The 22,772-nt window shown below is 68.2% G+C and carries 24 protein-coding genes and 1 pseudogene; 14 read left to right on the forward strand and 11 right to left on the reverse strand.

Annotation, left to right across the window (positions count from 1 at the left end):
- Positions 1-17: 17 nt before the first annotated feature.
- From MKK82_RS26005 to MKK82_RS26020, 4 genes are all read left to right on the forward strand, one after another.
- Entirely contained in the window at positions 18-773 is a 756-nt protein-coding gene (locus tag MKK82_RS26005) for a hypothetical protein (protein WP_152997465.1), read from the forward strand.
- A 30-nt stretch (positions 774-803) separates the two neighbouring features.
- A complete protein-coding gene (locus MKK82_RS26010) occupies positions 804-1,580 on the forward strand; it encodes a hypothetical protein (protein ID WP_243987283.1) in 777 nt (258 codons plus the stop codon).
- A gap of 281 nt (positions 1,581-1,861) precedes the next feature.
- On the forward strand, positions 1,862-2,602 hold the full coding sequence (locus MKK82_RS26015; RefSeq protein ID WP_058191637.1) for a phosphatase PAP2 family protein: 741 nt from the start codon (positions 1,862-1,864) through the stop codon (positions 2,600-2,602).
- Positions 2,603-3,025: 423 nt separating this feature from the next.
- A complete protein-coding gene (locus MKK82_RS26020) occupies positions 3,026-3,190 on the forward strand; it encodes a hypothetical protein (protein ID WP_160329317.1) in 165 nt (54 codons plus the stop codon).
- Positions 3,191-3,550: 360 nt separating this feature from the next.
- Here the strand turns inward: MKK82_RS26020 and MKK82_RS26025 are convergent, their stop codons facing one another.
- Positions 3,551-4,138 carry a hypothetical protein gene (locus MKK82_RS26025; RefSeq protein ID WP_058191639.1) on the reverse strand — a complete coding sequence of 196 codons (588 nt, stop codon included), beginning with the start codon at positions 4,136-4,138 and terminating at the stop codon, positions 3,551-3,553.
- 397 nt (positions 4,139-4,535) lie between these two features.
- Here MKK82_RS26025 and MKK82_RS26030 point away from each other — a divergent pair, with 397 nt between their 5' ends.
- The 4 genes and pseudogenes from MKK82_RS26030 (at position 4,536) to MKK82_RS26045 (ending at position 8,255) form a co-directional block, all read left to right on the forward strand.
- Positions 4,536-5,045, forward strand: coding sequence for a hypothetical protein (locus MKK82_RS26030; protein ID WP_147725103.1), 510 nt, complete (start codon positions 4,536-4,538; stop codon positions 5,043-5,045).
- A 179-nt stretch (positions 5,046-5,224) separates the two neighbouring features.
- Complete coding sequence (locus MKK82_RS26035) at positions 5,225-5,959, forward strand: hypothetical protein (RefSeq protein WP_147725105.1); 735 nt, start codon at positions 5,225-5,227, stop codon at positions 5,957-5,959.
- A gap of 183 nt (positions 5,960-6,142) precedes the next feature.
- Positions 6,143-7,057, forward strand: a complete 915-nt coding sequence (locus MKK82_RS26040; protein ID WP_058191642.1) for a tyrosine-type recombinase/integrase — start codon at positions 6,143-6,145, stop codon at positions 7,055-7,057.
- Positions 7,058-7,075: 18 nt separating this feature from the next.
- Positions 7,076-8,255 (forward strand): annotated as a pseudogene (locus MKK82_RS26045) (IS91 family transposase).
- Positions 8,256-8,723: 468 nt separating this feature from the next.
- On the opposite strand, the gene MKK82_RS26050 reads toward MKK82_RS26045, so the two are convergent.
- Both MKK82_RS26050 and MKK82_RS26055 read right to left on the reverse strand, forming a co-directional pair.
- Positions 8,724-10,160: a YncE family protein gene (locus MKK82_RS26050; protein WP_058191643.1), complete on the reverse strand. Its 1,437-nt coding sequence runs from the start codon at positions 10,158-10,160 to the stop codon at positions 8,724-8,726.
- Positions 10,157-10,612, reverse strand: coding sequence for a DUF305 domain-containing protein (locus MKK82_RS26055; protein WP_056250477.1), 456 nt, complete (start codon positions 10,610-10,612; stop codon positions 10,157-10,159). The genes MKK82_RS26050 and MKK82_RS26055 overlap by 4 nt, the downstream gene beginning before the upstream one ends.
- Positions 10,613-10,793: 181 nt before the next feature.
- Here MKK82_RS26055 and MKK82_RS26060 point away from each other — a divergent pair, with 181 nt between their 5' ends.
- Genes MKK82_RS26060 through MKK82_RS26080 form a run of 5 tightly spaced genes read left to right on the forward strand, consistent with a single transcriptional unit; the run spans position 10,794 to position 13,791 of the window.
- Positions 10,794-11,177, forward strand: a complete 384-nt coding sequence (locus tag MKK82_RS26060) for a hypothetical protein (protein ID WP_056250476.1) — start codon at positions 10,794-10,796, stop codon at positions 11,175-11,177.
- A gap of 43 nt (positions 11,178-11,220) precedes the next feature.
- Complete coding sequence (locus MKK82_RS26065; RefSeq protein ID WP_056250474.1) at positions 11,221-11,730, forward strand: RNA polymerase sigma factor; 510 nt, start codon at positions 11,221-11,223, stop codon at positions 11,728-11,730.
- Positions 11,727-12,536, forward strand: a complete 810-nt coding sequence (locus tag MKK82_RS26070) for an anti-sigma factor family protein (RefSeq protein ID WP_058191644.1) — start codon at positions 11,727-11,729, stop codon at positions 12,534-12,536. Before MKK82_RS26065 ends, MKK82_RS26070 begins: the two co-directional genes overlap by 4 nt.
- The gene (locus MKK82_RS26075) at positions 12,533-13,423 is read left to right on the forward strand and encodes a LysR family transcriptional regulator (protein WP_058191645.1); all 891 of its coding nucleotides are present in this window, start codon (positions 12,533-12,535) and stop codon (positions 13,421-13,423) included. The genes MKK82_RS26070 and MKK82_RS26075 overlap by 4 nt, the downstream gene beginning before the upstream one ends.
- Positions 13,420-13,791 (forward strand): YidH family protein, encoded by a 372-nt coding sequence (locus MKK82_RS26080; protein WP_056250466.1) that lies wholly within the window; start codon positions 13,420-13,422, stop codon positions 13,789-13,791. Before MKK82_RS26075 ends, MKK82_RS26080 begins: the two co-directional genes overlap by 4 nt.
- A gap of 3 nt (positions 13,792-13,794) precedes the next feature.
- Here MKK82_RS26080 and MKK82_RS26085 read toward each other — a convergent pair whose 3' ends face one another.
- From MKK82_RS26085 to MKK82_RS26120, 8 genes are all read right to left on the reverse strand, one after another.
- Positions 13,795-14,880: a molybdopterin-dependent oxidoreductase gene (locus MKK82_RS26085; protein ID WP_147724547.1), complete on the reverse strand. Its 1,086-nt coding sequence runs from the start codon at positions 14,878-14,880 to the stop codon at positions 13,795-13,797.
- 78 nt (positions 14,881-14,958) lie between these two features.
- Complete coding sequence (locus MKK82_RS26090) at positions 14,959-15,942, reverse strand: beta-propeller fold lactonase family protein (RefSeq protein WP_058191647.1); 984 nt, start codon at positions 15,940-15,942, stop codon at positions 14,959-14,961.
- 185 nt (positions 15,943-16,127) lie between these two features.
- Complete coding sequence (locus tag MKK82_RS26095; protein ID WP_058191648.1) at positions 16,128-16,466, reverse strand: c-type cytochrome; 339 nt, start codon at positions 16,464-16,466, stop codon at positions 16,128-16,130.
- An 11-nt stretch (positions 16,467-16,477) separates the two neighbouring features.
- On the reverse strand, positions 16,478-17,701 hold the full coding sequence (locus tag MKK82_RS26100) for a molybdopterin-dependent oxidoreductase (protein ID WP_058191649.1): 1,224 nt from the start codon (positions 17,699-17,701) through the stop codon (positions 16,478-16,480).
- Between the two features lie 194 nt (positions 17,702-17,895).
- Complete coding sequence (locus tag MKK82_RS26105) at positions 17,896-19,035, reverse strand: adenylate/guanylate cyclase domain-containing protein (RefSeq protein WP_058191650.1); 1,140 nt, start codon at positions 19,033-19,035, stop codon at positions 17,896-17,898.
- A 101-nt stretch (positions 19,036-19,136) separates the two neighbouring features.
- A complete protein-coding gene (locus MKK82_RS26110; RefSeq protein ID WP_058191651.1) occupies positions 19,137-20,234 on the reverse strand; it encodes a YeiH family protein in 1,098 nt (365 codons plus the stop codon).
- Between the two features lie 147 nt (positions 20,235-20,381).
- Complete coding sequence (locus tag MKK82_RS26115) at positions 20,382-21,020, reverse strand: 2,3-bisphosphoglycerate-dependent phosphoglycerate mutase (protein ID WP_058191652.1); 639 nt, start codon at positions 21,018-21,020, stop codon at positions 20,382-20,384.
- A 273-nt stretch (positions 21,021-21,293) separates the two neighbouring features.
- Complete coding sequence (locus MKK82_RS26120; protein ID WP_187275989.1) at positions 21,294-21,707, reverse strand: helix-turn-helix domain-containing protein; 414 nt, start codon at positions 21,705-21,707, stop codon at positions 21,294-21,296.
- A 23-nt stretch (positions 21,708-21,730) separates the two neighbouring features.
- Here MKK82_RS26120 and MKK82_RS26125 point away from each other — a divergent pair, with 23 nt between their 5' ends.
- The gene (locus MKK82_RS26125; protein WP_243987284.1) at positions 21,731-22,759 is read left to right on the forward strand and encodes a DUF6634 family protein; all 1,029 of its coding nucleotides are present in this window, start codon (positions 21,731-21,733) and stop codon (positions 22,757-22,759) included.
- Positions 22,760-22,772: the final 13 nt, after the last annotated feature.

The raw sequence follows: 22,772 nt of genomic DNA on the forward strand, positions 1-22,772 counted from the left end.
CCGAGCGACCCGCCCCCATGGAACCCGGCAAGGTGCCGGAAGCCACCGTCGGGTTCTGGGCGATCAAGATCGTGGCCACCACGCTTGGCGAGGTCGGCGGCAACGCCGTCGCCCTGACGCTCGGCCTGGGCTATCTCACGGGCACGGCGATCTTCGGGACCTTATTGGCCGTGCTGCTCGCGGCGCAGATCCGGGCATCCCGCTTCCATCCCACCCTGTACTGGGCCGTGATCACCGCGACGACGCTCGCCGGCACGACGCTGGCGGACTTCTGCGACCGATCCCTCGGCATCGGCTACCTCGGCGGATCGCTGGTCCTCCTCGCCTCGGTCGTCGCGACCCTCCTGTTCTGGAAGCGCACCCTGGGCACCGTCGCCGTGGAATCGGTGCGGACCCCGCAGGCGGAAGGGTTCTACTGGGCCACGATCATGTTCTCGCAGACGCTCGGCACCGCGCTGGGCGACTGGATGGCTGACAGCACCGGCCTCGGGTACAATGGTAGCGCGTTCCTGATCGTCCTCGCGCTCGCCGTCGTTACGGCGCTGTATCTGCGGACGCGCGTATCACGGCCGCTGCTGTTCTGGATCGCCTTCGTCCTGACGCGGCCGCTCGGCGCCACCCTCGCCAACTCGTTCGACAAGCCAGCCGCTTCGGGTGGCCTGGGCATCGACGACATCACGATCTCCGGGGTGCTGGCGCTCGTCATGGTGGTGCTCGTGCTCCTCATCCCACAGCGTGCCGGTCGCCATGCGGTCGGCGTCGACGCCGCCTGATGGCCTCCTCCAGCCGAAGGATCCTACCCGATGAACGGCACCCTTGAGCGCACCTTGAGCAAGGTCCCGGAGGTCACGCTCGGCTTCTGGGTCATCAAGATCCTGGCCACCACCCTTGGCGAGACCGGCGGCGATACCGTCACCATGACGCTCAACTGGGGCTACCTCGCCGGCACCCTACTGTTTGCCGTGGTGCTGCTCGGCCTCGTGGTCGCGCAAATCATGGCGAGACGGTTCAACCCCGTCCTCTACTGGTCCACCATCGTCGCCTCGACCACCTTCGGCACCACCATGGCGGACTTCGCCGACCGTTCGCTCGGCATCGGATACACCGGCGGGTCGACCCTGCTCCTCGCCTGCCTCGCGGCCGTGCTCTGGCTCTGGTACGCATCCGAGGGCACCGTATCGGTGGATACGGTCTCGACCCCTAGGGTCGAGGCGTTCTACTGGGGGGCCATCACCTTCTCCCAGACGCTGGGGACGGCGCTCGGCGATTGGCTCGCGGACACGGGCGGGCTCGGCTACCAGGGCGGGGCCCTCGTGTTCGCGGCCGCCCTCGCGGTGGTCATCGTACTCTACTACCGGATCTCGGTGTCGCGTGTCGCGCTGTTCTGGGCGGCCTTCATCCTGACGCGGCCGCTCGGTGCCATGGTGGGCGACTTCCTCGACAAGCCGGCCGCCGACGGGGGGCTGGACCTCAGCCGGCCTCTCGCCTCCGCTGTCATCGCGGCCTTCATCGTCGCCCTTATCGTCCTGCTGCCCCAAAGGGCTGGGCGGCATCCGGGCGCGGACGCGACGATGTCCTGATGCCCGGCGCCGCGGCCCTGCAACGCGAGGCATCGCCGGGACGCGAACGATAAGGCCCATCGTGGGCGTTGCGGTGGACGCGACCACGAAAGGGCGGTCCGGCCCCGATGGGCACGGCATCCGGTATCGCCTTCATCGCGATCGTCCGGTGCCGCGCGTCCGGCTTGCCTTCGCTATCGGAGGGTTCGTCGCGCCCGGTGACGGGACGGGTTCGTCGCCCCGGGGTTAGCCATCGTACCCCATCGAATTTGCGACCCCTCACCGGCCAGGAACCAGGATCGATGAACCGAGCCACTTCGCCCAACCCTGCGGGCATCGTCGCGCGTCTCGGCAAGAGGGAGATCGGCCTCATCGCGGCGCTGTTCTGCGTCGCAGCCCTCATCCTCGGCTTCGGCCTCCTTGCCGAGGAAGTCATGGAGGGCGACACGACGGCCTTCGACACCCGCATCGCCCACGTCTTCCGCCCCGTCGGCGCAACGGACGCGATAGGCCCGGCCTGGCTCCACGAGATGGCCCGTGACGTGACCGCGTTGGGCAGCATGGTCGTGCTCTGCTTCCTCCTGGCGAGCGTCGTCGGCTACCTGCTCCTGATCCGCAAGCGAGGGGCCGCCCTACTGCTGGTGGGCTCGATCCTCGGGGGAACGGTCGTCAGCTTCGGGCTGAAGCTGTTCTTCAGCCGGCCCCGTCCGGACATGCCCGACGGCATCCAGGTCTTCACGTCCAGCTTTCCCAGCAGCCATGCCATGCTCTCCGCGGTGACCTTCCTGACGCTCGGCGCGCTCATGACGCGCGTCGCCGCGGATGCTCGCCTGAAGGCGTACTTCACGGGATGCGCGGTCTTCCTGTCGATCGTGGTCGGGCTGAGCCGGGTCTACCTCGGAGTGCATTACGCCACGGACGTGCTCGCGGGTTGGTGCGTGGGTTCGGCTTGGGCGGCCCTGTGTTGGATCGTGGCCCTTCAGCTCCAGCGCCGTGGCCAAGTCGAGGTGCAGGGCGTCATGGTTGACGATGCTGGGAGTTGAATGACCGCTTCAGAGCGTCGTGCTGGGTGGCAGGTCCGCCACGATGGCGATGTCGAACAGCCCGCGCCGGTAGCTGCGCAGCAATCGATTGATAATGGTCGAGGAATGATGCGAGACCGTCGACACGATCGTGTCGGCAGGGCAACTCAGCCGGTAGACAGTAGAAGTGTGGTAAGACCTTTGGATGCTGATCCCAAGCGGCATCAGCTGGGGCGCGGACTACCGAATGCAAAGATGTAGCAACGCACCACGACAGACCAGAACGTGACCGTGCCTGCAAGCGCAAGGGCGATCAAGTTGTTGAGCCGTTCTAACGGGCCCGCGCCCTGAGCTTCTGGCCCTTTTTGAGCGCGCCTATTCCGGGCTTTCGGCAGCTACCTTTACGCACTCCTTCAAGCGTATGCCCGCCGCATGGAGCGACCTGTGAAGATCGCCGGTATTGACGTGCAGAAAGCGCGTGCACGAGAAAAGCTGGAGCTGCGCCCTGAATCGCAAGCGCCCCAAGTGGGGGGCTCGAATTTCATGGCGGTTGAAAAAGATCAACCCAATCAGATGGATATCATAGAGGGAAAACATTTGGGAGGTTAATCTGAGATGGCCCCCAAGCCTCTGCTTATGAGCCATCTGCGATAATCCGCCCAAAAATTTTCTCTTTCATCTCGGTCGAAGAAACATGGAGCTGTCACTGCATACGCTTGAGCGCGGCCATGTGATAGCCGGCCGCATCGATCCTTTCGCTGCGCACACCGCTCAGGCGGGGCCATCACGTGATAACCGACCGCGGAGCAATACTGTTGCAGATGCGCTGGAAGGGTTATCAATAATGAGTCGAAAGAAAATTGACCAACAATCGCCGATCCCCATAGGGTCTTGATCAAATTCTCGGCGTTATCCGGGATTGAGCAACATGGCGCTTCATGGCGGCCAAATCTCAGGCCTGCGAACGCGTCACCGCGGTCGATGCGGGGGCAGTGTCGGACGCTTGTCCCGATGGGCGACGATATCGTTCAGGAAGCCCTGCCACTCCGGCGACGGCGGCTGGCAACCGAGCCGATAATCCTCGCGGAATTGCTCGGGCGTACGCCAAACCTCCAAATAGGACGACCCGTCTGCCTTCGCGGGAAGGTTCCGCTTCCGGCAGACGGAAAGCGCCCTTTCCTGCGCCTCGGGATCGGGCTCGTGCCGCCCCGTGAATCGCACGATGGCGCAGAGCGACAGGGCCATCTCGGACGGCAGACCAAGCTCGCGACGCACAGCAAGGGCGGCAGTCGAGCATCGTCTCCCGTACACGCGCAGGTTATGCCTGTTCATCACTCCCCGACGGGCTACGGGCCCGATCAGGTCCTCGTCGAATTTTGAAGGCTCGCCCGGGGTCTCCAGTGCGGCTGTCAGTTCCGCCCACGACATCCATCCCCACGCTTGCGCCATGACCGACCGCGCGGCCTCCATCGAGATGGGATGGCCGGCGGTTTCGAGGTGACGCCGAAGTTCGGACAACTTGCGTCCAGCGTGGAAGATCGAGGGCGGCCGAAACATTCGTACTCTCCGTTTCCATGGGTCGCGCCATGGATTCAGGCAGGGGGGCGCCGGTCAAGACGGCGCTTCCGGCAGCTCAAAGCAGGACGGCGGCTGAGATGCGGGGAAGGCCAGGTCGTTGGGCATACCTGGCAAGCGACCCTGGAACGACCGGCCCGCCCCCAACGACCTGGGCTTCGTGCCAGTCGCAGAGCGGGGGCCGTTCCGAAACAGCGAAGCGGTGGCCGAAGATCGCGACCCGCGCTATCATCCCAGCTAACGTCCGCCGCCGGCATGACGTTTGCTGGACGTCCTGAAGATAGCTGTTGACAACTTTATCGTACGATAAGGCCTTGCGCCTGGCCGCTAGACTAACGTTGCCGCCAGTGTCACGCATGACGGGATGGAGGAGAAGGCGATGAATGATACGGAAAACGATAGGGAGCACGCAGAGGCTTTCTGGAGGGACGTGGCTCAACGACCGCTCCATGATCTTATCGTCGCGGCGCACATGGACGGGGCGAAATGGGGTCGCAAGCCCTTCGCGGATTGGCTGCAGACCGTGCCGGGCATCCGGATGCAGACGGTCAAGTCGCCCGTGAAGAAAGCTGCCGCGGCGAAGAAGAGGGTCGCTAAGAACTCCACTCGCTCCGTCGCACCAACGCAGACCCGGGCCCTTCGCGGTGCCGGCCTTGCGGCTTTCGATGCCGTCAGGAAGGCGGGTCCGCTGACCTCGCTGCAGCTTCTGGAAGAGCTGCGGAAACCGGACGGCGGTCGCGTGAGCGAACAGCGTGACAACACTTTGCTGGCGGCGATGCGGCGACTGCGTAACACAGGCCGACTTGCCTACGACGGCACCCACTACACGGTGCCGGAACAGATCAAGCCCGACGCATTCCCCCCCGAGAAACCGGATTCGACGGGGTAATCCGGCCTCCCGGGCCACCCTGCGTGGGACGAAGCCCCCACTAGGCCGGCCCTGGCACCGTGACGGCGTCGATGAAGGCGTTCCGCGGGCGAAAAAGGTCGATGGACGAGGGTCAACCATCCTGCGGCGGTGACGCCGAAAACCAGACCAAGACACTCTCACCCGTTCCAGGAGCGACCATGCCCAGTACCGCCCGTACCATGCGACGCAACCGACTCTTCGACGACATCACCCTCTTGGCGATCGTCATCCCGGCCGCCAAGAGGGCCCCGGACAGGCGGTACAGCGAACACCGCCTCGGCGACGGCATGCTCATCACGCGCCGTGTCGATGGGGAGGGGCGGCGCGTGGTCAGATTATTGGTCCAGGGCACGCCCGTCCTCATGCTTTTCGAGGGCGAATGCGGCAATGCGATCGGCTTCGCCCGCGACGGCCACTGGAACCTGATCGTCAAGGAGCTTGTCCGCCCCTGGGGCGACTTCCTCTGTGAGATCGAGACTCCGGGGCTCTCACCCGCCCGCCGCGTCCATTCGACGAGGTCGCCTTATGCCGCGCGTGGCCGGTCGCACACCAGGACGATGTCCGGGCCGGAAATCGTCCTTTTCGTCGCCCGATATGTCGCATCGCTCGGGGATGAGGATCCGGTCGACGGGAACGTCATGGACTTCGTGAACGAATCCGAGGGGTTCCACCTGAAGATCGTCCGTACGGCGCAGGATATCATCCTCCTGGCCGACGGAACCGGCCGCACACAGCTCGTGGGCGTGCTGCGGCGGCACGATCTCGACCGCCCGGCCGAGATCCGTCACCGCCTCGCCTCCCCCTGGTTGACCGAGACGATGATCTTTCTCCGGGCCGATGCGGAGAGCATCGATCCCGCGGATCTCGTCGCCTTCGCCAGGGCCGGCACCTAGTGGTCGAAATCTGACGGTTGGTACCCACCGCGCGGGGCTGCTTTCGACCCATGCACGAACCCGCTTCGCGGGATGGGCCCTTCGGGGAGGTTGAGTGCGGGCGCCGAGCGTCGATGAACAGTTGAGCGGGTCCGGGCCGGGCTCCCAGCATGATGGATCACCGTCATCTTGGAGCAGGCCCCGATGTCCCAGCCGACCCTCACGTCCCCCTGTTCATCCGTTAGCCCGCTGCGCCAGCGCATGCTCGACGACATGCGCCTGCGCGGCCTGCGGCAGGAGACCCAGCGCGACTACATCCGCTGCGTCCGAAGCTTCGCCGCCTTCCTCGAACGCTCGCCCGACAGCGCGACGCCCGAGGACATCCGCCGCTTCCAGGTCCATCAGGCCGAGACTGGCGTCCAGCCGCCCACCGTCAACGGATCCGTGTCGGCGCTGCGCTTCCTCTTCACCGTCACCCTCGACCGGCCGGACCTGTCGCGTCGCTTCGTCCTGGTGCGCCAGCCCCGCAAGCTCCCGGACGTGCTCAGCGTCGCGGAGGTCGGCCGGCTGCTCGAAGCGACGCCGGGGCTGAAGTACAAGGCGGCGCTCGGCACCGCCTACGGCGCGGGCCTGCGCGTCTCGGAGGTGGCCGCCCTCAAGGTCGACGACATCGACAGCACCCGCATGCTGATCCGGGTCGAGCAGGGCAAGGGCCGCAAGGACCGCAACGCCATGCTGTCTCCGCAGTTGCTGGGGCTGCTCCGGCTGGGGTGGCGCGATGGCCGGCGCCGCGGCGTGATGCTGCCGCACGGGTGGCTGTTCCCGGGCCGGAGCCCCGTCGAGCCGATCTCGACCCGCCAGATCAACAGCGCCGTGCACGAGGCCGCCGACGCCGCCGGCCTGCGCAAGCTGGTGACGCCCCATACCCTGCGCCACAGCTTCGCCACCCACCTGCTCGAACAGGACGTCGACATCCGCGTCATCCAGGTGCTGCTCGGACACGCCAAGCTCGACGCCACCGCGCTCTACGCCCGGGTCGCGACCAAGACGATCCGCGCCGTCACCGGGCCGCCGGAGCGCCTCGCGCTGCTGATGGAAGGACAGAGCACAACCGGCTGACTCGGCGTTCGACCCGCGCTGGAGGTCGCCGACGTCTTCCGCGCTGCCGGGCCGGCCTACCGGGCGACCCAGGCCGGGCACCTGAGCCTGCCCCAGCTCAAGGTGATGGCGGCCATCGAGCGGTGCCGCACCGCCTCCCTCGGTGGTCATGTCGAGGGCTGCGGCGACTGCGGCCACACGCGCATCGCCTACAACTCCTGCCGCAACCGGCACTGCCCCAAATGCCAAAGGGCGGCCGCTCGCGCGTGGCTGGCCGCGCGTGAGGCCGACCTGCTGCCGGTGGGCTACTTCCACGTCGTCTTCACGCTCCCGGCCCAGGTCGCCGACATCGCCCTGCAGAACAAGGTCGCCGTCTACGACCTGCTGTTCCGGGCCGCCTCCGAGACGATGCTGACCATCGCCGCCGACCCGAAGCACCTCGGCGCGAAGATCGGGCTGACCGCGGTGCTCCACACCTGGGGCTCGGCGCTGACGCATCATCCCCACCTGCACACGATCGTGCCGGGCGGCGGCCTCTCGCGCGACCGCGCGGTGGGTGTCATCGCGCCCCGCCTTCCTCCTGCCGGTGCGGGTGCTGGCCAAGCTGTTCCGCCGCCTCTTCCTGGCGGGGCTGATCGCCCTGCACGACGCTGGACGGCTCGACTTCTTCGGCAGTCTGGCGCCGTTGACCGACCGCCGCGCCTTCCGGCGCTACCTCGCACCGATCCAGACGACGCGCTGGGTCGTCTACGCCAAACCGCCCTTCGCTGGTCCCGCGGCGGTGCTGGCCTACCTGTCGCGCTACACCCACCGCGTGGCGATCTCGAATGGCCGGCTGGTGGCGTTCGACGGGACCGGCGTCACCTTCCGCATCAAAGACTACCGTCGCGACGGGCCTGAGCGCTACGGGACCCTGACGCTGAGCACGCACGAGTTCATCCGGCGCGTCCTGCTCCACGTCCTGCCCAAGGGCTTCCACCGCATCCGGCACTATGGCCTGCTCGCCAGCGCTGGCCGCAAGGCCAACCTCGCCCGCGCCAGGGACCTGCTCGCCGTCCCGCCACCGACCGAGACTGAGGCGGCGGAGCGATCGTCGGCGTGGCGCCCGGCGTGCCCGTGCTGCGGCGGGCGCATGATCATCATCGCGGCCATCCCGAGCCCGGCTCAGCCGCGCGCCCCCCCCACCGCGCCGCGCTCCTCCGCGATGAGGGCGTCGTGACCCGGCCTGATCCAGTCCAGCCCCGCGTCGAAGCTGCGTCGCTTCGGCCAGCGAGCCGCCGCGTGCCGACCCCGGCCGTGGCCATCGCCATCGTGCCGATCGTCGCTCCTCCGGCCCGCCGCCGCTGCGCCACGCCCCCGCAGGCGCGTCGAAACCCGTGTGTTGGCCGCCCCACCCCGCCCGCCAGGGGCAGCTCCGTGCCACCGCCTGACCCCGCGCTCAGTCCGCAGATCTTCGAATCCCCATAGGCGGTGCGCTCACACCATCGCGGGTTCGTGCTTGGGCGGTTTGCGGACGCCGGCCCTCAGCCCAGCCGCATGACCTGCGCCGGCCAGCATCCGAAAACCTTCACCTACTCGGTCATAGAAGCGAGCCAATGGCGGCCTTGAAAGCAGACGTTGCAGCCGGACGCGCGCTGCGAACGCATGCTCTCGGATTCCCGCTTCCCGCGCTCGTGAGGCCGCCCGTTCAATCCACAGTCTGCATCTGGACGACGCCGCCGAGTTCACCGGGCTTTCCCGAGACCACCACGAGGTAGCGCCGGCTCGCGCCGGCATCCGTGCGGGTGATCTGGCGGATCGGGCCGATCGCGTTGACGATGGCCGCGCCGGCCGGGTTGGTCATGAAGGCGGCGAGCGGCTCCAGGCCGGTCGCGCCCTTCGAGTCGGCGGCCAGCGCCAGCACGAACGGCATCTTCGAGGGCAGTCCCGTTACCGCGGCCTGCAGCGTCTGCAACACGCCCTGGTCGAACAGGGTTACCTGCGTCGCCGGCTTGCCATCGGTACCCGCGAGCGTCAGCGCGCTGGTCTTGTCGGCTGCGCCCAGCGCTTGGAGGTTCTGCTTTCCGTCCCCCTCCGGCACGGCGTTCGGGACGTAGGCGACGCCCTGCGGACCCTGGCCGATCGGCACCTCGGCGATCACCGTGTTCGACGCGGTGTCGATCACCGCGGCCTTGTCGGCGTTCTCCAGGCCGACATAGACCCGGCTGCCGTCGCCCGAGGGCCAGAGCCCGTGCGGCAGGGCGCCGGTCGGGATCGTTGCGAGCTGGGAGAAATCGTCGGTGCGGAACACCTTGACCTGGTTCAGGCCGCCAATCGTCACATAGGCGAACTGGCCGGCCTTGGTCGAGACGATGTTGACGTGGTTGGTAATCGGCCCGGTCTCGATCGTCTTCAGCGGCGCGAATGGCGGACGCGCCGAAAACACCTGGGTCCGGCCGACATCCTTGAGGGTGAACCACACCTGCTTGCCGTCCGGCGTGGCGGCGATGTCGGGGCAGAACGGGCTCTCCTGCTTCACGCGGCCGACGATGGCGTGGGTCTTGATGTCGATGACGACGGTCTCGGGGCTGAAGCTGGAGCAGACGTAACCGTAGGTGCCGTCCGGCGAGAAGATCGTCATGCCCGGCCCGTTCGGTACGGTGATCCGGCGGGTCTCCATGGCGGTCGCGGCATCGAGCACGGCGATATAGTCCTCGCCGCGCACGCTCACCCAGACCTCTCGGCCGTCCGGCGTGAAGAAGGCTTCGTGCGGCGAGCGGCCGACATAGGCGGTGTGGCGGACCGCGTTGGTCGCCGTGTCGATGAAGCTCACGGAGTTCGAACCGATCGAGACCGCGAGCAGGGTCCTGTGGTCCGGCGAGAAGCCCATGCCGTGAACCAGAAGCTGCCCGCGATAGAGCGGGCTCAGGTTTATCGGCGTCGGGTCGCCGAGCCGGATCACCCCGAGCAGGGTGTTGGCGGCGGGATCGACCACAGAGACCGTATTGGAGAACTGATCGGAGGTGTAGAACCGGTCTTTGCTGCTGATGGGCACGTCGGGCGCCGAGGCGGGGCCCGGAGCCTGCCCGGCGAAGGCCGAGCCGGAGAGCAGCACAAGGGCGAGAACGGTCAGGGCGGTCTTCATCGGCGGTGCTCCGAAGGCATCTCGGCGGCAGGTGCCGCGCCATGGTGGTGAACGGGAGGGGCGCCGGCGGACCGACCCGGCATCGCGGGGCGATCGGCGAGCGCGCGGCGCATCACATCGATCTCCTGGCCCTGCTCGACGACGATCCCCTGCGCGAGGCGGCGCAGGACCGGATCCTTGCCGTGGAGCAGCTCTGCCTTCGCCATCGCGATCGCGCCTTCGTGGTGCGGGATCATCATCGCGGCGAAGTCGCGGTCGGGGTCGCCCGAGGGCGGGACCATCATGTCGGCATGCATCTGCGCCATCGACTGCGCCATCATCGCGTCGAAGGACGCGGACGGAGCTGCCGCTGGCTCGGTGGCGGCCAAGGTCGGGCGCATCATCATCCGGCCGCCGACGAGGCCGCTCGCCATCAGCGCCGCCGTCACGGCAAATCCCAGTGCTCCGCGCATGCGGCTTCCTTTTGATCCGGTGTCGATGGGAAGGATGCCTGGGGCGCGGCTTTATTCCGCGGATGTGGCTGAGAGCCCGTTCACGCCTTCGTGATCTGTCGTCGAGAAGACGCGTGGAATAGAGGCGCCTCTTCGGCATCCCTCCCGATGCGGTCATGCTCGACCGCGGGAGACCTCACCCATGCGCACTCTGCTGATCCGCGCCGCCTTCGCGGCTGTCGCCTTCTCCGCCTTAGCCGCCCAGGCCGCCGCGCCTGCCATGACGGCCGAGACCGCCAAGGGGCCGGCGCTCGTCGATGCCAAGAGCATGACCCTCTACACCTTCGACAAGGACATGGGCGGCAAGTCGATGTGCAACGGCCCCTGCGCCACCAACTGGCCGGCCCTGATGGCCGCCTCCGGCTCGGCCGCCAGCGGCGACTGGACGATGGTGACGCGGGACGACGGCACGATGCAGTGGGCCTACAAGGGCAAGCCGCTCTACACCTTTGCCAAGGACACCAAGCCCGGCGACATCACCGGCGACGGCTTCCTCAACGGCGCGTGGCACATCGCCAAGCCTTGATCGGTGAATGCCTTGATCGGCCCCCTCTGACCGGGAAACGTCGTTGGACGAGATCGCCGCCCTCATCGAACCGCAGATCCCGGCGTTGCGGCGCTACGCCGTCGCGCTGTTGCGGGACCGCGAGGCGGCCGACGACCTCGTTCAGGACACGCTGGAGCGGGCATTGTCCGCCTGGTCCGGGCGTCGCCGCGACGGCGACTTGCGGGCGTGGCTGTTCACGATCGAGCGCAATCTGTTCCTCGGCGCCGTCCGGCGCCGGGGCCGGCGCGGCGTCGATGTCGGCGCGGAAGCACTGGAGCAGGTGCCCGATCCGGGTATCGACCCGGAAGCCGCGTTGGGAGGCCACGACGTACTCGCCGGGCTCGACACCCTGCCCGAGGAACAGCGCTCGGTGCTGCTGCTCGTCGCGGTGGAGGATCTGTCTTATGCCGAGGCGGCCCAGGTGCTCGGGGTACCGCTCGGCACGGTGATGTCGCGCTTAAGCCGGGCGCGGACACGGATGCGAAGTTTTCTGGAAACTGGCCGGACCGGCCTCTTGAGGAGGGTGAAATGAGCGGGGATCCACGCCCGGTCGGCGAGGACGACCTGCACGGCCTGATCGACGGCCGCCTCGAACCGGAGCGGCAGGCGCTGGTCGAGGCATGGCTCAAAGGAAAACCCGCGCGTGCGGCCGAGGTCTCGGCGGATCGCGCCCTGCGCGAGCGCCTGCGTGCCCGCCTCGCGCCGATCGCCGAGGAGGCGATCCCGGCGCGGCTCCGGGTGGCCAACATTCGCCCGCGACGTCGGTTCGTCGGCGGGGGCTGGTTCCCCATGGCAGCTGCAGCCGTGCTCTGCCTTGCGCTCGGCGGTGCCGGCGGCTGGGTTGGCCATGCCCTGCGCGGCGGACCCGCGACGGCGATGGTGGCGGAGGCACCGGCGACGCAGGACGCGGTCGCGGCCTTTCGCACCTTCGTGGTCGAGGTGGTGCATCCGGTGGAGGTGCGCGCCGACGAGAAGCTCCACCTCGTGACGTGGCTCTCGAAGCGCCTCGGTCACGCGGTCGCGGCCCCCGATCTCGCGGCCCAAGGGTTTCGCCTGATGGGCGGGCGGCTGCTGCCGGCCGGCGCCGAATCCGCAGCGATGCTAATGTACGACGACGACCGCGGAACCCGCCTGTCGCTCTACAGCCGTGTCGGAGACGGCGATGGGCGAACGCTCTTCCGCTTCGCTCGCGAGGGCGATGTCGCCGCCTTCTCCTGGGTCGATGGCGGCATGTCCTACGTCGTCACCGGTCGAACTGATGAGGCCCGGCTGCTCACTGTCGCGCAGGCGGTCGATGCGCAGGTGCGTGGCCTCGCGCCTGATCGTCGGCAGCCGTGACCCTCGACCAGCTCCGCATCTTCGTGGCGGTGGCCGAGCGGCAGCACGTGACGCGGGCTGCCGAGGCGCTGAACCTCGTCCAGTCGGCGGTCAGCACGGCGATCGCCAACATCGAGGGGCGGCACGCGACGAAGCTGTTTCACCGGGTCGGCCGCGGGATCGAGTTGACCGAGGCGGGGCGCGTGTTCCTCGTCGAGGCCCGCGCCGTGCTTGCCCGCGCCGACGCGGCCGAACTGGTGCTCGCCGACCTCAGCGGCCTGCGGCGCGGGACGCTGGCGCTCTACGCCAGCCAGACCATCGCCAGCGACTGGCTGCCTCGCCACCTCGTCGCCTTCCGCCGGGCCTACCCTGAGATCGCTATCCGGTTGGCGGTGGGCAACACCACCGACGCCGCCGACGCGGTGCGCGCCGGGCAGGCCGAACTCGGCTTCGTCGAGGGGGCGCTCGACGACCCGACGCTTGCGAGCACCACCATCGCGCAGGACCAACTGGTCCTCGTGGTCGCCCCTGGCCATGCCTTCGCCGGGGCGACCGACCTCGAACCCGAAAATCTCGCCGGGGCCGACTGGGTGCTGCGCGAGGCGGGATCGGGAACCCGCTCGGCCTTCGAGGCGGCCCTGGGTGCGGCCGGCCTCGCAGCCGCCCAGCTTCGGGTCACGCTCGAACTGCCCTCTAACGAGGCGGTGCGCGCCGCCGTCGAGGCCGGGGGCGGGGCCGCCGTCCTGTCCGAGACCGTGGTCGCCGCAGCGCTTCGGGCCGGAACCCTGGTTCGGGCGGCGTTCGCCCTGCCGAGCCGGCCGTTCCGGGTGCTGCGCCACAAGGAGCGCTACCGCAGCCGGGCCGCCGACGCGTTGCTCGACCTGATCGCGACGGCGGATGCCGGATGAGCGATCCTGCGAAACCCGTGCACCCCGACGATCCCCGGGTGAGGCTCGCCGAGGACCGGACGGTTCTGGCAGCCGAGCGCACCTTCGTGGCGTGGCTTCGCACCGGGCTCGCCTTCCTCGGCGTCGGCCTGGCCGCGCAGCGCTTCCTGCGGGAGGTGCTGGCGGTCTGGCCGCTAAAGGTGCTGTCGCTCACGTTGATCGCCTGCGCGCTTGCCTCGTTCGCCGGCGCCGCATGGCGGGACCGGGCGATTCGGGCGCGTCTCGCCGATGCCGAGATCCCGATGATGCCGCGCATCCTCACCGTCGGGATCGCGGCCTTGCTGATCGCGATCTCGGGCCTTGCGGCCACCGCCCTGCTCTGGGCGTGACTGTTAGGCCACCGTGACCCGTACCCGGTGCCAGGCGGCGCTGAGGTAGCCCTTGTAGTTCCAGGTGTCGTCGGGCGCCGCCGGCTGGGTCTGGCCGGCGGAGTCCCAGGCCCGCACCGCGAGTTCGTGTTCGCCCGCGGTCAGCTCGCGGTCGATCTCCCAGAACGTCCAGGCGTAGGGCGCGTCGGCATCGCGGTCGATCCGGGCCTGTGCCCAGCTGCGACCGCCATCCGTCGAGACGTCGACGCGGGCGACCGCGCGGTCGCTGGCGATGGCGTAGCCGCGGATCGCGTGCCGGCCGGCCTTCAACGCTGCGCCGCGGGCGGGCTCGCAGATCGCGCTGTTGAGCGGCATCGCCTCGATGGTGATGCCGTGGGCCGGGTCGGCGGTCTCGGCCGTCACGTCGGGCGGGAATAGCTTGTAGTCGTCGGCCTGCATCGGATTGTCGGAGGGCTGGTCCTGCACCGTGATGCGGGCGAGCCATTTCGGGCTGCGGATGCCGGCAAATCCTGGAACGACCACACGTAGGGGATGGCCGTGCTCGGGGGCGAGAGGCTCGCCGTTCATCGAGAAGGCGAGCAGCGTCTCGGGGGCCAGTGCCTTGGCGAGTAGGATCGAGGCGCCGAAGCGCGTGTCCGTGTCCGCGATCCGGTCGTGGCTCTCGAAGGCGACGTGGCGCGTACCGCCCGCATCGATCCCGGCGGCGTGCAGGACGTCGGCGAGCCGCACCCCGGTCCATTCCGCGTTGCCGATGGCGCCGGGCGCCCACGGGTCGCCGGAGACCGGGGCCACAGCCAGCATGTCGGCCCGGCGGTTGCCGGCGCATTGCATCACCGCCGTGACGGTGACGTGCGCGAAGCGTGCCTTCAGATCGGCGACGGACAATTCGAGGGGCGTCGCGACCATCCCGTCGACAGTCAGGCGGTAGCCGTCGGCGTCGAGGTCCGGGATGTCGCCGTGGCTGCGGACGTAGAAGTCGGCCTGGTCGGTGAGGAAGGCCGCCCGCAGGCGATCGAGCGGCGGCTCGGCATTGTAGGGCGCCTCGCCGTGGACGATGAGGCGGTCCTTGCGCTGGAACAGGCCGAGCATGGGGTTTTTGTCCTGCGTTCGTGACGTGTCGACGACGAGAACGCGCCGGGGGCGATAAGGCCCCCGACGCGCGTCGCTTCACGGCTTCATCGTCGAGACGACTACGTTCTTCGCCCGGTCCACCACGGCGACGCTGAGGTCGCGGTTGAGGACGTAGGCGTGGGCGTTGTCGGCCGAGAACGCGATCGCCTGGCGCGGCTCGTTCAGGCCGGTCACCGTGGCGACGACCTTGAGGGTGCCGGTGTCGATCACCGAGAGCGAGTTGTCCTTCAGGTTGCCCGAATAGACGAAGCGCCCGTCCGGGGTCAGCGCGGCGCCGTAGGGGTCCTTGCCCACTGCCACCTCGGAGGTGACCTTACGGGCGGCGACATCGACCACGCCGATGGTGTTACGGCCGCTGTTGGCGGCAAACAGCGTCTTACCGTCCTTGGTGATCGAGATGGCGCGCAGCTTGTCGAACCCGGCGATCTCGCCGGTGATCTTGTTGGTGGCGGTATCGACCAACGTGATCTTGTCGCCGAGGAAGTTCGTCACGAACACGGTCTTGCCGTCCGGCGACAGCTTCACGCCCTGGCGCGGCTGCGCGAAGCCGGGGATCACGGCCTCGGCGAGCATGGTCTTGGTGTCGAACACGGTCAGCGTGCTCGCGGCCTCGTTGTTGACGTAGAGCTTGGTCCCGTCGGCCGAGAGCACCGTGCCGAACGCGCCGGGGCCCGCGGCGAGAACGCCGGCCTCCTTGCCGGTGGCGGTCTCGTAGACCGTGATCCGGCCGGTGCCGCTGTCGGAGATGTAGAAGCGGGCGCCGTCCGGTGCGAACACGATGTTGCGCGGCGTGACGAAGCCGTCGAGGCGGCGCAGCACGGTGCCCTTGGCGACGTCGTAGACGACGACGGCGCTCTCCTCGCTGTTCGACACAGCGGCGACAGTCCCGGCGGCGTTCAGCGCCAGGGCGTTGTTCTTGATCGCGCCGTCGAAGCCGGCGGCGAACCCGGGCTGGCCCTGGGCGAGGAGCAAGGCGGCTCCGGCGAGGAGGGTGCGGAGGCTGGTGCGGATATGGTTCATGAAGCGGGTCTCTCGGGCATGCGCACTCGTTCGGCGGCCAAAGGCCGGCCGCGAGGGCTGGTTCGAAATCGGAAATCCGTGGTGCAAGGCCGGGCCGGCCGTGCATCGCCCTGAGGAGATGCCGGAAGGCTCGGTCTATTCCCCGAGGCCGGCGAAATAGCGCGGCGGCCTCGGGATTCGGGGGTTCAGGGCGTCGGCTTCAACGCCGTGAGGTAATCGACGATGGTCTGCACGTCGGCCGGATCGACGGGCGCCTTGTAGACGTGAACCATCTTGTTCACGGTCTCGGTCCACTGCGCCTTCGTGAGCTTGGGCTGGGTCAGCACCATCCCGGCCGAGTGGCAGGCGAGGCAGTTGTTGTTGACCGCCTCGGCCCCCGGCCCGTCCGGGAAGATCCGGTCGGAAGTCGGGAATTCGATCGATTGCGAGCTGAAGCGCATCGGCTCGGGAGCCGAAGCGGCGAGCGCCACCGGGGGAGACAGTATGAGGGCGGCGATGAGGGCCGCAGGGCGGATCGGGTTCATGGCTGTTCTCCTCAAGCGGCCTGGAATGACACGGCCTCGATGCCGTTCTGCATGAAGCCGGCGCCGTTCCAGACCCGGTCCATGGGCTGCGCGACGCCGTTGGTGTTGGTGCAGCGGACCCGGACCGTGTGGGTGCCGGAGGCCAGCGCCGGTAGGCTGCCCTCGAAGCGGCGGAAGCTGTAGGGGCCCTCGTCCGCGCCGAGCTGCGCCGGGAACCACGTCGCCCCGCCGTCGCCGGAGAACTCGACCGCCTTCACCCCGCAATCGCCGCCGAAGGCGATGCCGCGCAACGCCACCGGCGTTCCGGCCGCCACCTTGGCGCCGTCCTGCAGGTTGGTTACGAACGAGCGCGGCACCATCCTGTTGATCGGCACCGTCTTGAAGCCGGTCTGACCGGGCTTGATGTTAGCGCCCGGCACGTCAGGAATGCGGTAAGCGGTCTTCATCCAATATTGGTCGTCGGGCTTGTCCAACACCTCGATGTCGGACAGCATCTTGACCCAGTAGGTCGAGTACCAGCCCGGCACCACGAGCCGGAGCGGGAAACCGTTGAGCAGCGGCAGTTGCTCGCCGTTCATCGCGTAGGCGATCATCACCTCGCCATTGTTGGCGTGGTCGAGATCGAGCGACTTCTTGAAGTCCGGCGCGTCGTCGACCACGGGCTCGTCGAGGCCGCTGAAGCGCACCTGCAAGGCACCGGCCTTCACCCCGGCCTTTTCGAGCACGTCCTTGAGGCGCACGCCGGTCCAGCGGGCGTTGCCCATCGAGCCGTTGGCCCATTGCGCGCCGGGCACACGCGGCTCGAACAGCCCGCGTGAATTGCCCGAGCACTGGTTCACCGCGGCGATCTCGAAGCGGGGCAGGCCGGCGATGGCGTCGAGCGAGAGCGAGAGTTCCTTCTCGACATGACCGTGGACCTTGAGCCGGAAGGTGCCGGCATCGACCTCGGTCGGGATCGAGGCCCAGTGCCAGCGCACGTAGAAGCGGTCGTTGGGGGTGAACACGCCCTCGTCGAATACCGAGAACGGCGTCTCCAGCAGCGGCGGATGGGTGCGTTGAAGGATCATCTCGCCCTTGCCCGGAAAGGCCGTGGTCAGCGTCCGCTCGTCTGGGCCGCCAGGCAGCGGAAGCTTCACCGAGCCCGCCGCCCAGGCCGGTATGGCGGCGCCGAGGCTGCCGAGCCCTAGGCCACCCAGGACGAGGCGGCGGTTCATCGGTCTGTCCAGTCCGTGCATGGTCTCTCCCCTAAGAATGTCGGTGTCGATGCGTTCGAAGGCATCGGACCCGTCGCGATCCCTCGCGACCAGGGAGATGCTACGGGATGCGGTTTATTCCCACCAACGGTCTTTCGCGATACGAATGATCTCCAAACGCGATGATTTGAGAAGTTTCAATCTCCGATGGGACGATCAAGGACGCCGTCTTGGCGTCACGCCGCCGGCGCGCCGACGGGCGCGGTCCTGCGAAGCCCGAACAGGGCGTGACGCTCTGAAAAACCGCGCAGGGCGACGGTGCCGAGAGGTTCGAGGGCATGCGCCAATCCGTCGATGAAAGTGTCGGTGGCGATCAGCGGCGTGTCGTAGGTCTTGCACAGGCGCTCGACGCGAGCGAGCACGTTGAGATCGCGGCCGATCGCCGTGAAGTCGACCCGGTCGCCGCCGCCGATATTGCCGTAGGCGACCTCGCCGACATGAAGTGCGACGCCGACCTCGAAGGCAGCTGTGTCACCGTCGCGCAGGGTCGCAAGCGCAGCGAGTGCGGCCTCGGCGGCACGCAAGGCGGCACGGCGCGCCGCGGCCTCGTCGCGATCGGCATCGAACACGGCCAGTAGCCCGTCGCCGATATACTTCAGCACCTCGCCGCCTTCCGCCTCGATGGCTGGCACGATGGCATCGAACATCCGGTTGAGGGCGGCCACGACACGGTCGGGGCTCTGCCGGTCGGACAGTTCACCGAACCCGCGCAAGTCAGTCAGCATCATCGCGGCCCGCATCAGACGTACATCGCCGCGCCGCACTGTGCCGGCCAGGATTTGCCGTGCCGGGTCGCGCCCGACATAGGCGCTCAGCACCGCGCCGAGCATGTCGTCGAGCGCTTTGATCTCGAACAGCAGCGAGAACGGCTCGACCAGCGCCAGCAACGTGTCGATCTCGATCAGCGTGAAGCCGCCCGGTCTCGCCGTGGCCCAGGAGGCGGCGCCCATGCGTCCACGCGCGGCGCGCAGCGGCACGATGAGGTAGTCGGTCAGACCCTCGTCGCGAAGCTCGCCGAGCACGGGAAACGGCAGCGGCCCATCCCCGTCGAGACGGTATCGGAACGGGGTACGGGTCTCGACCACGTGCTCGACGGTGTTGCCGTGAAAGGTCGGCGTGCCCTCGATGCCGTGGCGGCGACGCAGGGCTAGGCTCGACGCTCCTGGATGCCAGACGCGCATCACCCACCGGAACGACGGATGCAGGGTCGGCGCGTGGGTGGTGGCGCGGGCCAGTGGCAGGCCGAGCCCCGAGAGGCACGCGCTGAACCCGTCGAGAAGGGCTGCCGCGTCCGCCGCTTCGCGACCCGGCCCCATCAACCATCCCGTCGCCTGCGCAACCGCCTCGGACGAAGATTGGGACGAACGTGTCACGGCAGTTCTTTCATCAAGAATTCGGATCGATGCCATAGCGCGGATCAGACGAGGCCGAGCACGTGGATCAGGCCGAGGCTGACGGCGCCCAGCGCAAGGAGCGAGGCGACCACCGCGAGGGTCACCCGCGCGCCGGCCTTGGCGACGCTGCGCACGTCGACCCCGAGGCCGAGCGCCGCCATCGAGACCACGGTCAGCACGTTGGCGGTCTCCGACATCGGCGCGAGCGCAACCTGCGGGACCAGCCCGGCCGAGCGAAGGCCCGCGAGCGCAAGGAAGGCGAGGATGAACCACGGCACCAGGCGGTGGATCGCGAGGCCGCCGCGGGCCGGGCGGTCGCCGGCGGTGACGCCGGGGGCGGCCTCGTCGGTCTCCTCGCGCAGCCGGCTTGCGCCGAGCGAAAGCACCAGGACGACCGGGCCTAGCATCAGCACCCGGACGAGCTTCACCAGGGTTCCGACCTGGACGCTGAGCGCCGCGACCGGCGCAGTGGCGGCGAGGACCTGTGGCACGGCGTAGACGGTGAGGCCGGCAAGCACGCCGTACTGCATCGGCGACAGACCGAGCAGCGGCACCAGCAGCGGCAGGCCGAGCACCACCAGCACGCCCAGCACCGCGGTGAAGGCGATGGAGGCGGCGACGTCCTCGCCGTCGGCGCCGATCACCGGTGCCGTGGCGGCGATCGCCGAGTTGCCGCAGATCGAGTTTCCGCATGCGACGAGGATCGCCATGCGCGGATGCAGCCCGAGCGCTCGGCCGATGCCGTAGCTCGACAGGATCGCGGCCACGACGACGCCCGCGATGCCGAAGAGCAGGCCCGGTCCGGCGGCGAGGATCGTCGCGAGGCTGAGCGACGCGCCGAGTAGTACGACCGCGATCTCCAGCACGGTCTTGGCCCCGAAGGCGATGCCGGGAAAGAAACGCTGCGACGGGGTCCAAATCGTGCGGATCGCGCTGCCGAGCAGGATCGCCAGCACCAGGGCTTCGAGCCAGGCACGACCGAACAGATGCGTCTGGGCGGCTTCGAAGCCGATCGCTGCGGCGGTGACCGCCACGCAGAGGCCCAGTCCCGGAAGGATGGCTCTCGTGCCGGCCAAGGCACGCGTCGAACGAGAGTGGGAGAAAAGTCTTGGCGCGGACATGGATGGCTCCGATGTGATGCCGGAGGATCCCAGGTCCCGTTCATTCACTCCAGCGGAATGATTAGATGCTTTTCATCACTGAAATAGATGAGATGAGGACCCCCTCAGAGTTTGCGGAGACGCATTGTGGGGGGGCGACAGGCGGATTCACCCGTCGATCCAGCTGGCCGTGATCGTCGTGTCCGCAGCAAGCTCATAGATCCTGACGGAGCCCGTCGCGAGTTCGAGGTGCTCGACCTCCGCGGGGCTCAGGTCTTCAAGCGCCATGACAAGCGCCCGCAGGCAATTGCCGTGGGCGACGACGAGCACGTCCCCGCACATGACCGCCGGCAGGATGGTTCGGAGGTAGCATGGCACGATGCGGGCGACGGTATCGCGCAGGCTCTCACCGTTCGGCGGCGCCTCGGCGTAGGAGCGGCGCCAGGTCTCGATCCGCTCCGCCCCCCAGCGCGCATCGGCGGCAATCTTGTCGAGCCCGCTGAGGTCGCCGTAGTCTCGCTCGTCGAGCGCGGCGAAGCTTTGGGGGACCGATCCGGGTTGCCCGAGCGCATCGAGGATAAGCCGGCCGCTCACGACGGCCCGCGTCAGCGTCGAGGTGAAGGCAGCGGAAAAGCGCCAGTTGCACTCTGCCAAACGCCGGCCGGCTGCCTCGGCTTCCCTCCGGCCCTGCTCGGTCAAGGGCGAGTCCAGCAATCCCGTGAACAGGCCGGATCGGTTGGCTACGCTCTGGCCATGCCGGACCAGCACGAGATGTCGCGTGACCGGGGCTTTGCAATCGTGAATCACGCTGTCTCCCGAGGCAGAGCACTTTCGTGCCGGTCGCATCGCCTCTGATGATGTCGGCATCCGACTTTAACGAACTTCGACCATTCGATGGGTTGGACCGTCCATCCGGAGACTGCGGGTCATCCTAGGTCCGCTTATGAACGTCTTGCGACTGAAAGCAGCCAAGCTGCTTCCCATCCTTCTCTGACGGTCAGGAATGGGTACCAAGCGTCAGATTTCCACCACTAGCTTCGAGCGGCCGGATGGATGACCCGCGACCCGGCCGGGTTGATATCAGGTGCCGTCCACCGCGCATGGCCTGCCGACGTAGACACCGACGGCCCCGCCGAGCACGCAGAAGCGCGCTCCCTGCGCCTCCAAGGTCTCGCGCAACGCCCGAAGGATACGACCGCCCGGTTCCGTCTTCATGTTCTCGAAGTCGTTGATGGTCTTGCGACTGACCTGCGCCGATGTCGCCAGGTCTTGCTGCGTCAGCCCGAGCATCTCTCGCGCCGCCTGGCAGGCCCCGCCCGGAAACACCGCGCCGGCCGCCAGTTCGTTAACCAAGAGATCCGAAAGCTCCATCGGCGGCTTGCTATGCTGATGATAAAATTTTATACCTGTGGCATAATTCCATTTCCTTGATCGGAACCGCCCTGCCGTCGTCGCCGGATCCAAGTCCGCCGCGCCGTCGAGGCTCCGTTCCATCCTCGCGGAATGGGATCGCTCCATTGCTCTTCACCTTTCACGGACTGGACGGTCGCGCGGCCGCGACACACGCTGCCCTGACCACGGGTTTCGCCCTCGCCATTTCCGGGCGACCCGCCATTGTCCTGCGGATCGCCGGTCCGAACGACGGCGTCGCGCGGCTCCCCCGGACGATGCCAGAGGGCCTGACCTTCGTCGAGAGGACCGCTTCGGCGCACGGTTTCTCGGCCGACGACCTCGGGGACATGCTGGGCGATGGCGATCCGCAGGCCTGCGACGTCGTCCTCGACCTGCCGCTCCACCTCGTCAACGATTCGGACCTGTCGGCGCTGGCGGACCTCTCGATCCTCGTCGTCGGACCGGGCGCGCTCGAAGAGCGGCTTGCCGCCTCCGCAATCGACCGGCTCAACTACGAAGGGCTCCGGCAGCCCTTCTGGCTGCTCGGATGCGGCCGTTCCGGCGGCGGTCCGGATGCGAAGCGCTTCGAACGGTCGATGCGTTCGCTCCTCGGCTGCAAGGCCCACGACCCGTCCGTGCGCTGCTCGTTCCTGCCCGTCACGCTGGCTGCGCCCTCGCGGTCCGAGGCCGACGCGCTCGCGGACGGGTGCCCGCAGCCCAAGACCGTGCGTCAAGGCGTCCTGCTCCTCGCCGCGGTCGAGGTCGCCGCCTCGAACCCACACGCGGCGCGGCTCGACCAGGACGCGTTCGTCGAGGCGCTCGGCCTCGGCGAACGCACCCTCGTCTCCGCCGATCAAAGGCGGCTCTCCGAACGGCTGCGGGATCTGGCCGACGATCTGGAGACCTTGGAGGAAGGAGGTCCGTCTCCGGAAGATCTCGACGACGCGCCGGTCATGCGCGGATGGTCGTTCCAGGTCGGCCGCACCCGGGTGATCGCCGGTCATGTCGTCGATCACCCGACCATCCCGTCGGGCCGGGCGGCGCTGACGTCCGACGTCTACGCCACCGACGGCAGGACCTGGGCGCGCACCCTTTCTAGACTGTACAAATTGGACTCCCCCGCCGTCGCGATGCGACCCGCGGGCCTGCAGTAGCCCGGCACCACGC

Source organism: Methylobacterium sp. E-046 (genome assembly GCF_022829625.1).
In the GTDB taxonomy this organism is placed as follows: Bacteria; Pseudomonadota; Alphaproteobacteria; order Rhizobiales; family Beijerinckiaceae; genus Methylobacterium; species Methylobacterium longum.

Bases quoted from the DNA above. Each gene is read 5' to 3' on its own strand.
- MKK82_RS26040 (WP_058191642.1), top strand. From the start codon at position 6,143: ATGTCCCAGCCGACCCTCACGTCCCCCTGTTCATCCGTTAGCCCGCTG.
- MKK82_RS26035 (WP_147725105.1), top strand. From the start codon at position 5,225: ATGCCCAGTACCGCCCGTACCATGCGACGCAACCGACTCTTCGACGAC.
- MKK82_RS26085 (WP_147724547.1), bottom strand. From the start codon at position 14,880: ATGCTCGGCCTGTTCCAGCGCAAGGACCGCCTCATCGTCCACGGCGAG.
- MKK82_RS26030 (WP_147725103.1), top strand. From the start codon at position 4,536: ATGAATGATACGGAAAACGATAGGGAGCACGCAGAGGCTTTCTGGAGG.
- MKK82_RS26080 (WP_056250466.1), top strand. From the start codon at position 13,420: ATGAGCGATCCTGCGAAACCCGTGCACCCCGACGATCCCCGGGTGAGG.
- MKK82_RS26060 (WP_056250476.1), top strand. From the start codon at position 10,794: ATGCGCACTCTGCTGATCCGCGCCGCCTTCGCGGCTGTCGCCTTCTCC.
- MKK82_RS26015 (WP_058191637.1), top strand. From the start codon at position 1,862: ATGAACCGAGCCACTTCGCCCAACCCTGCGGGCATCGTCGCGCGTCTC.
- MKK82_RS26005 (WP_152997465.1), top strand. From the start codon at position 18: ATGGAACCCGGCAAGGTGCCGGAAGCCACCGTCGGGTTCTGGGCGATC.
- MKK82_RS26050 (WP_058191643.1), bottom strand. From the start codon at position 10,160: ATGAAGACCGCCCTGACCGTTCTCGCCCTTGTGCTGCTCTCCGGCTCG.
- MKK82_RS26010 (WP_243987283.1), top strand. From the start codon at position 804: ATGAACGGCACCCTTGAGCGCACCTTGAGCAAGGTCCCGGAGGTCACG.
- MKK82_RS26095 (WP_058191648.1), bottom strand. From the start codon at position 16,466: ATGAACCCGATCCGCCCTGCGGCCCTCATCGCCGCCCTCATACTGTCT.
- MKK82_RS26100 (WP_058191649.1), bottom strand. From the start codon at position 17,701: ATGCACGGACTGGACAGACCGATGAACCGCCGCCTCGTCCTGGGTGGC.
- MKK82_RS26090 (WP_058191647.1), bottom strand. From the start codon at position 15,942: ATGAACCATATCCGCACCAGCCTCCGCACCCTCCTCGCCGGAGCCGCC.
- MKK82_RS26025 (WP_058191639.1), bottom strand. From the start codon at position 4,138: ATGTTTCGGCCGCCCTCGATCTTCCACGCTGGACGCAAGTTGTCCGAA.
- MKK82_RS26070 (WP_058191644.1), top strand. From the start codon at position 11,727: ATGAGCGGGGATCCACGCCCGGTCGGCGAGGACGACCTGCACGGCCTG.
- MKK82_RS26110 (WP_058191651.1), bottom strand. From the start codon at position 20,234: ATGTCCGCGCCAAGACTTTTCTCCCACTCTCGTTCGACGCGTGCCTTG.
- MKK82_RS26055 (WP_056250477.1), bottom strand. From the start codon at position 10,612: ATGCGCGGAGCACTGGGATTTGCCGTGACGGCGGCGCTGATGGCGAGC.
- MKK82_RS26105 (WP_058191650.1), bottom strand. From the start codon at position 19,035: ATGGGGCCGGGTCGCGAAGCGGCGGACGCGGCAGCCCTTCTCGACGGG.
- MKK82_RS26120 (WP_187275989.1), bottom strand. From the start codon at position 21,707: ATGGAACGGAGCCTCGACGGCGCGGCGGACTTGGATCCGGCGACGACG.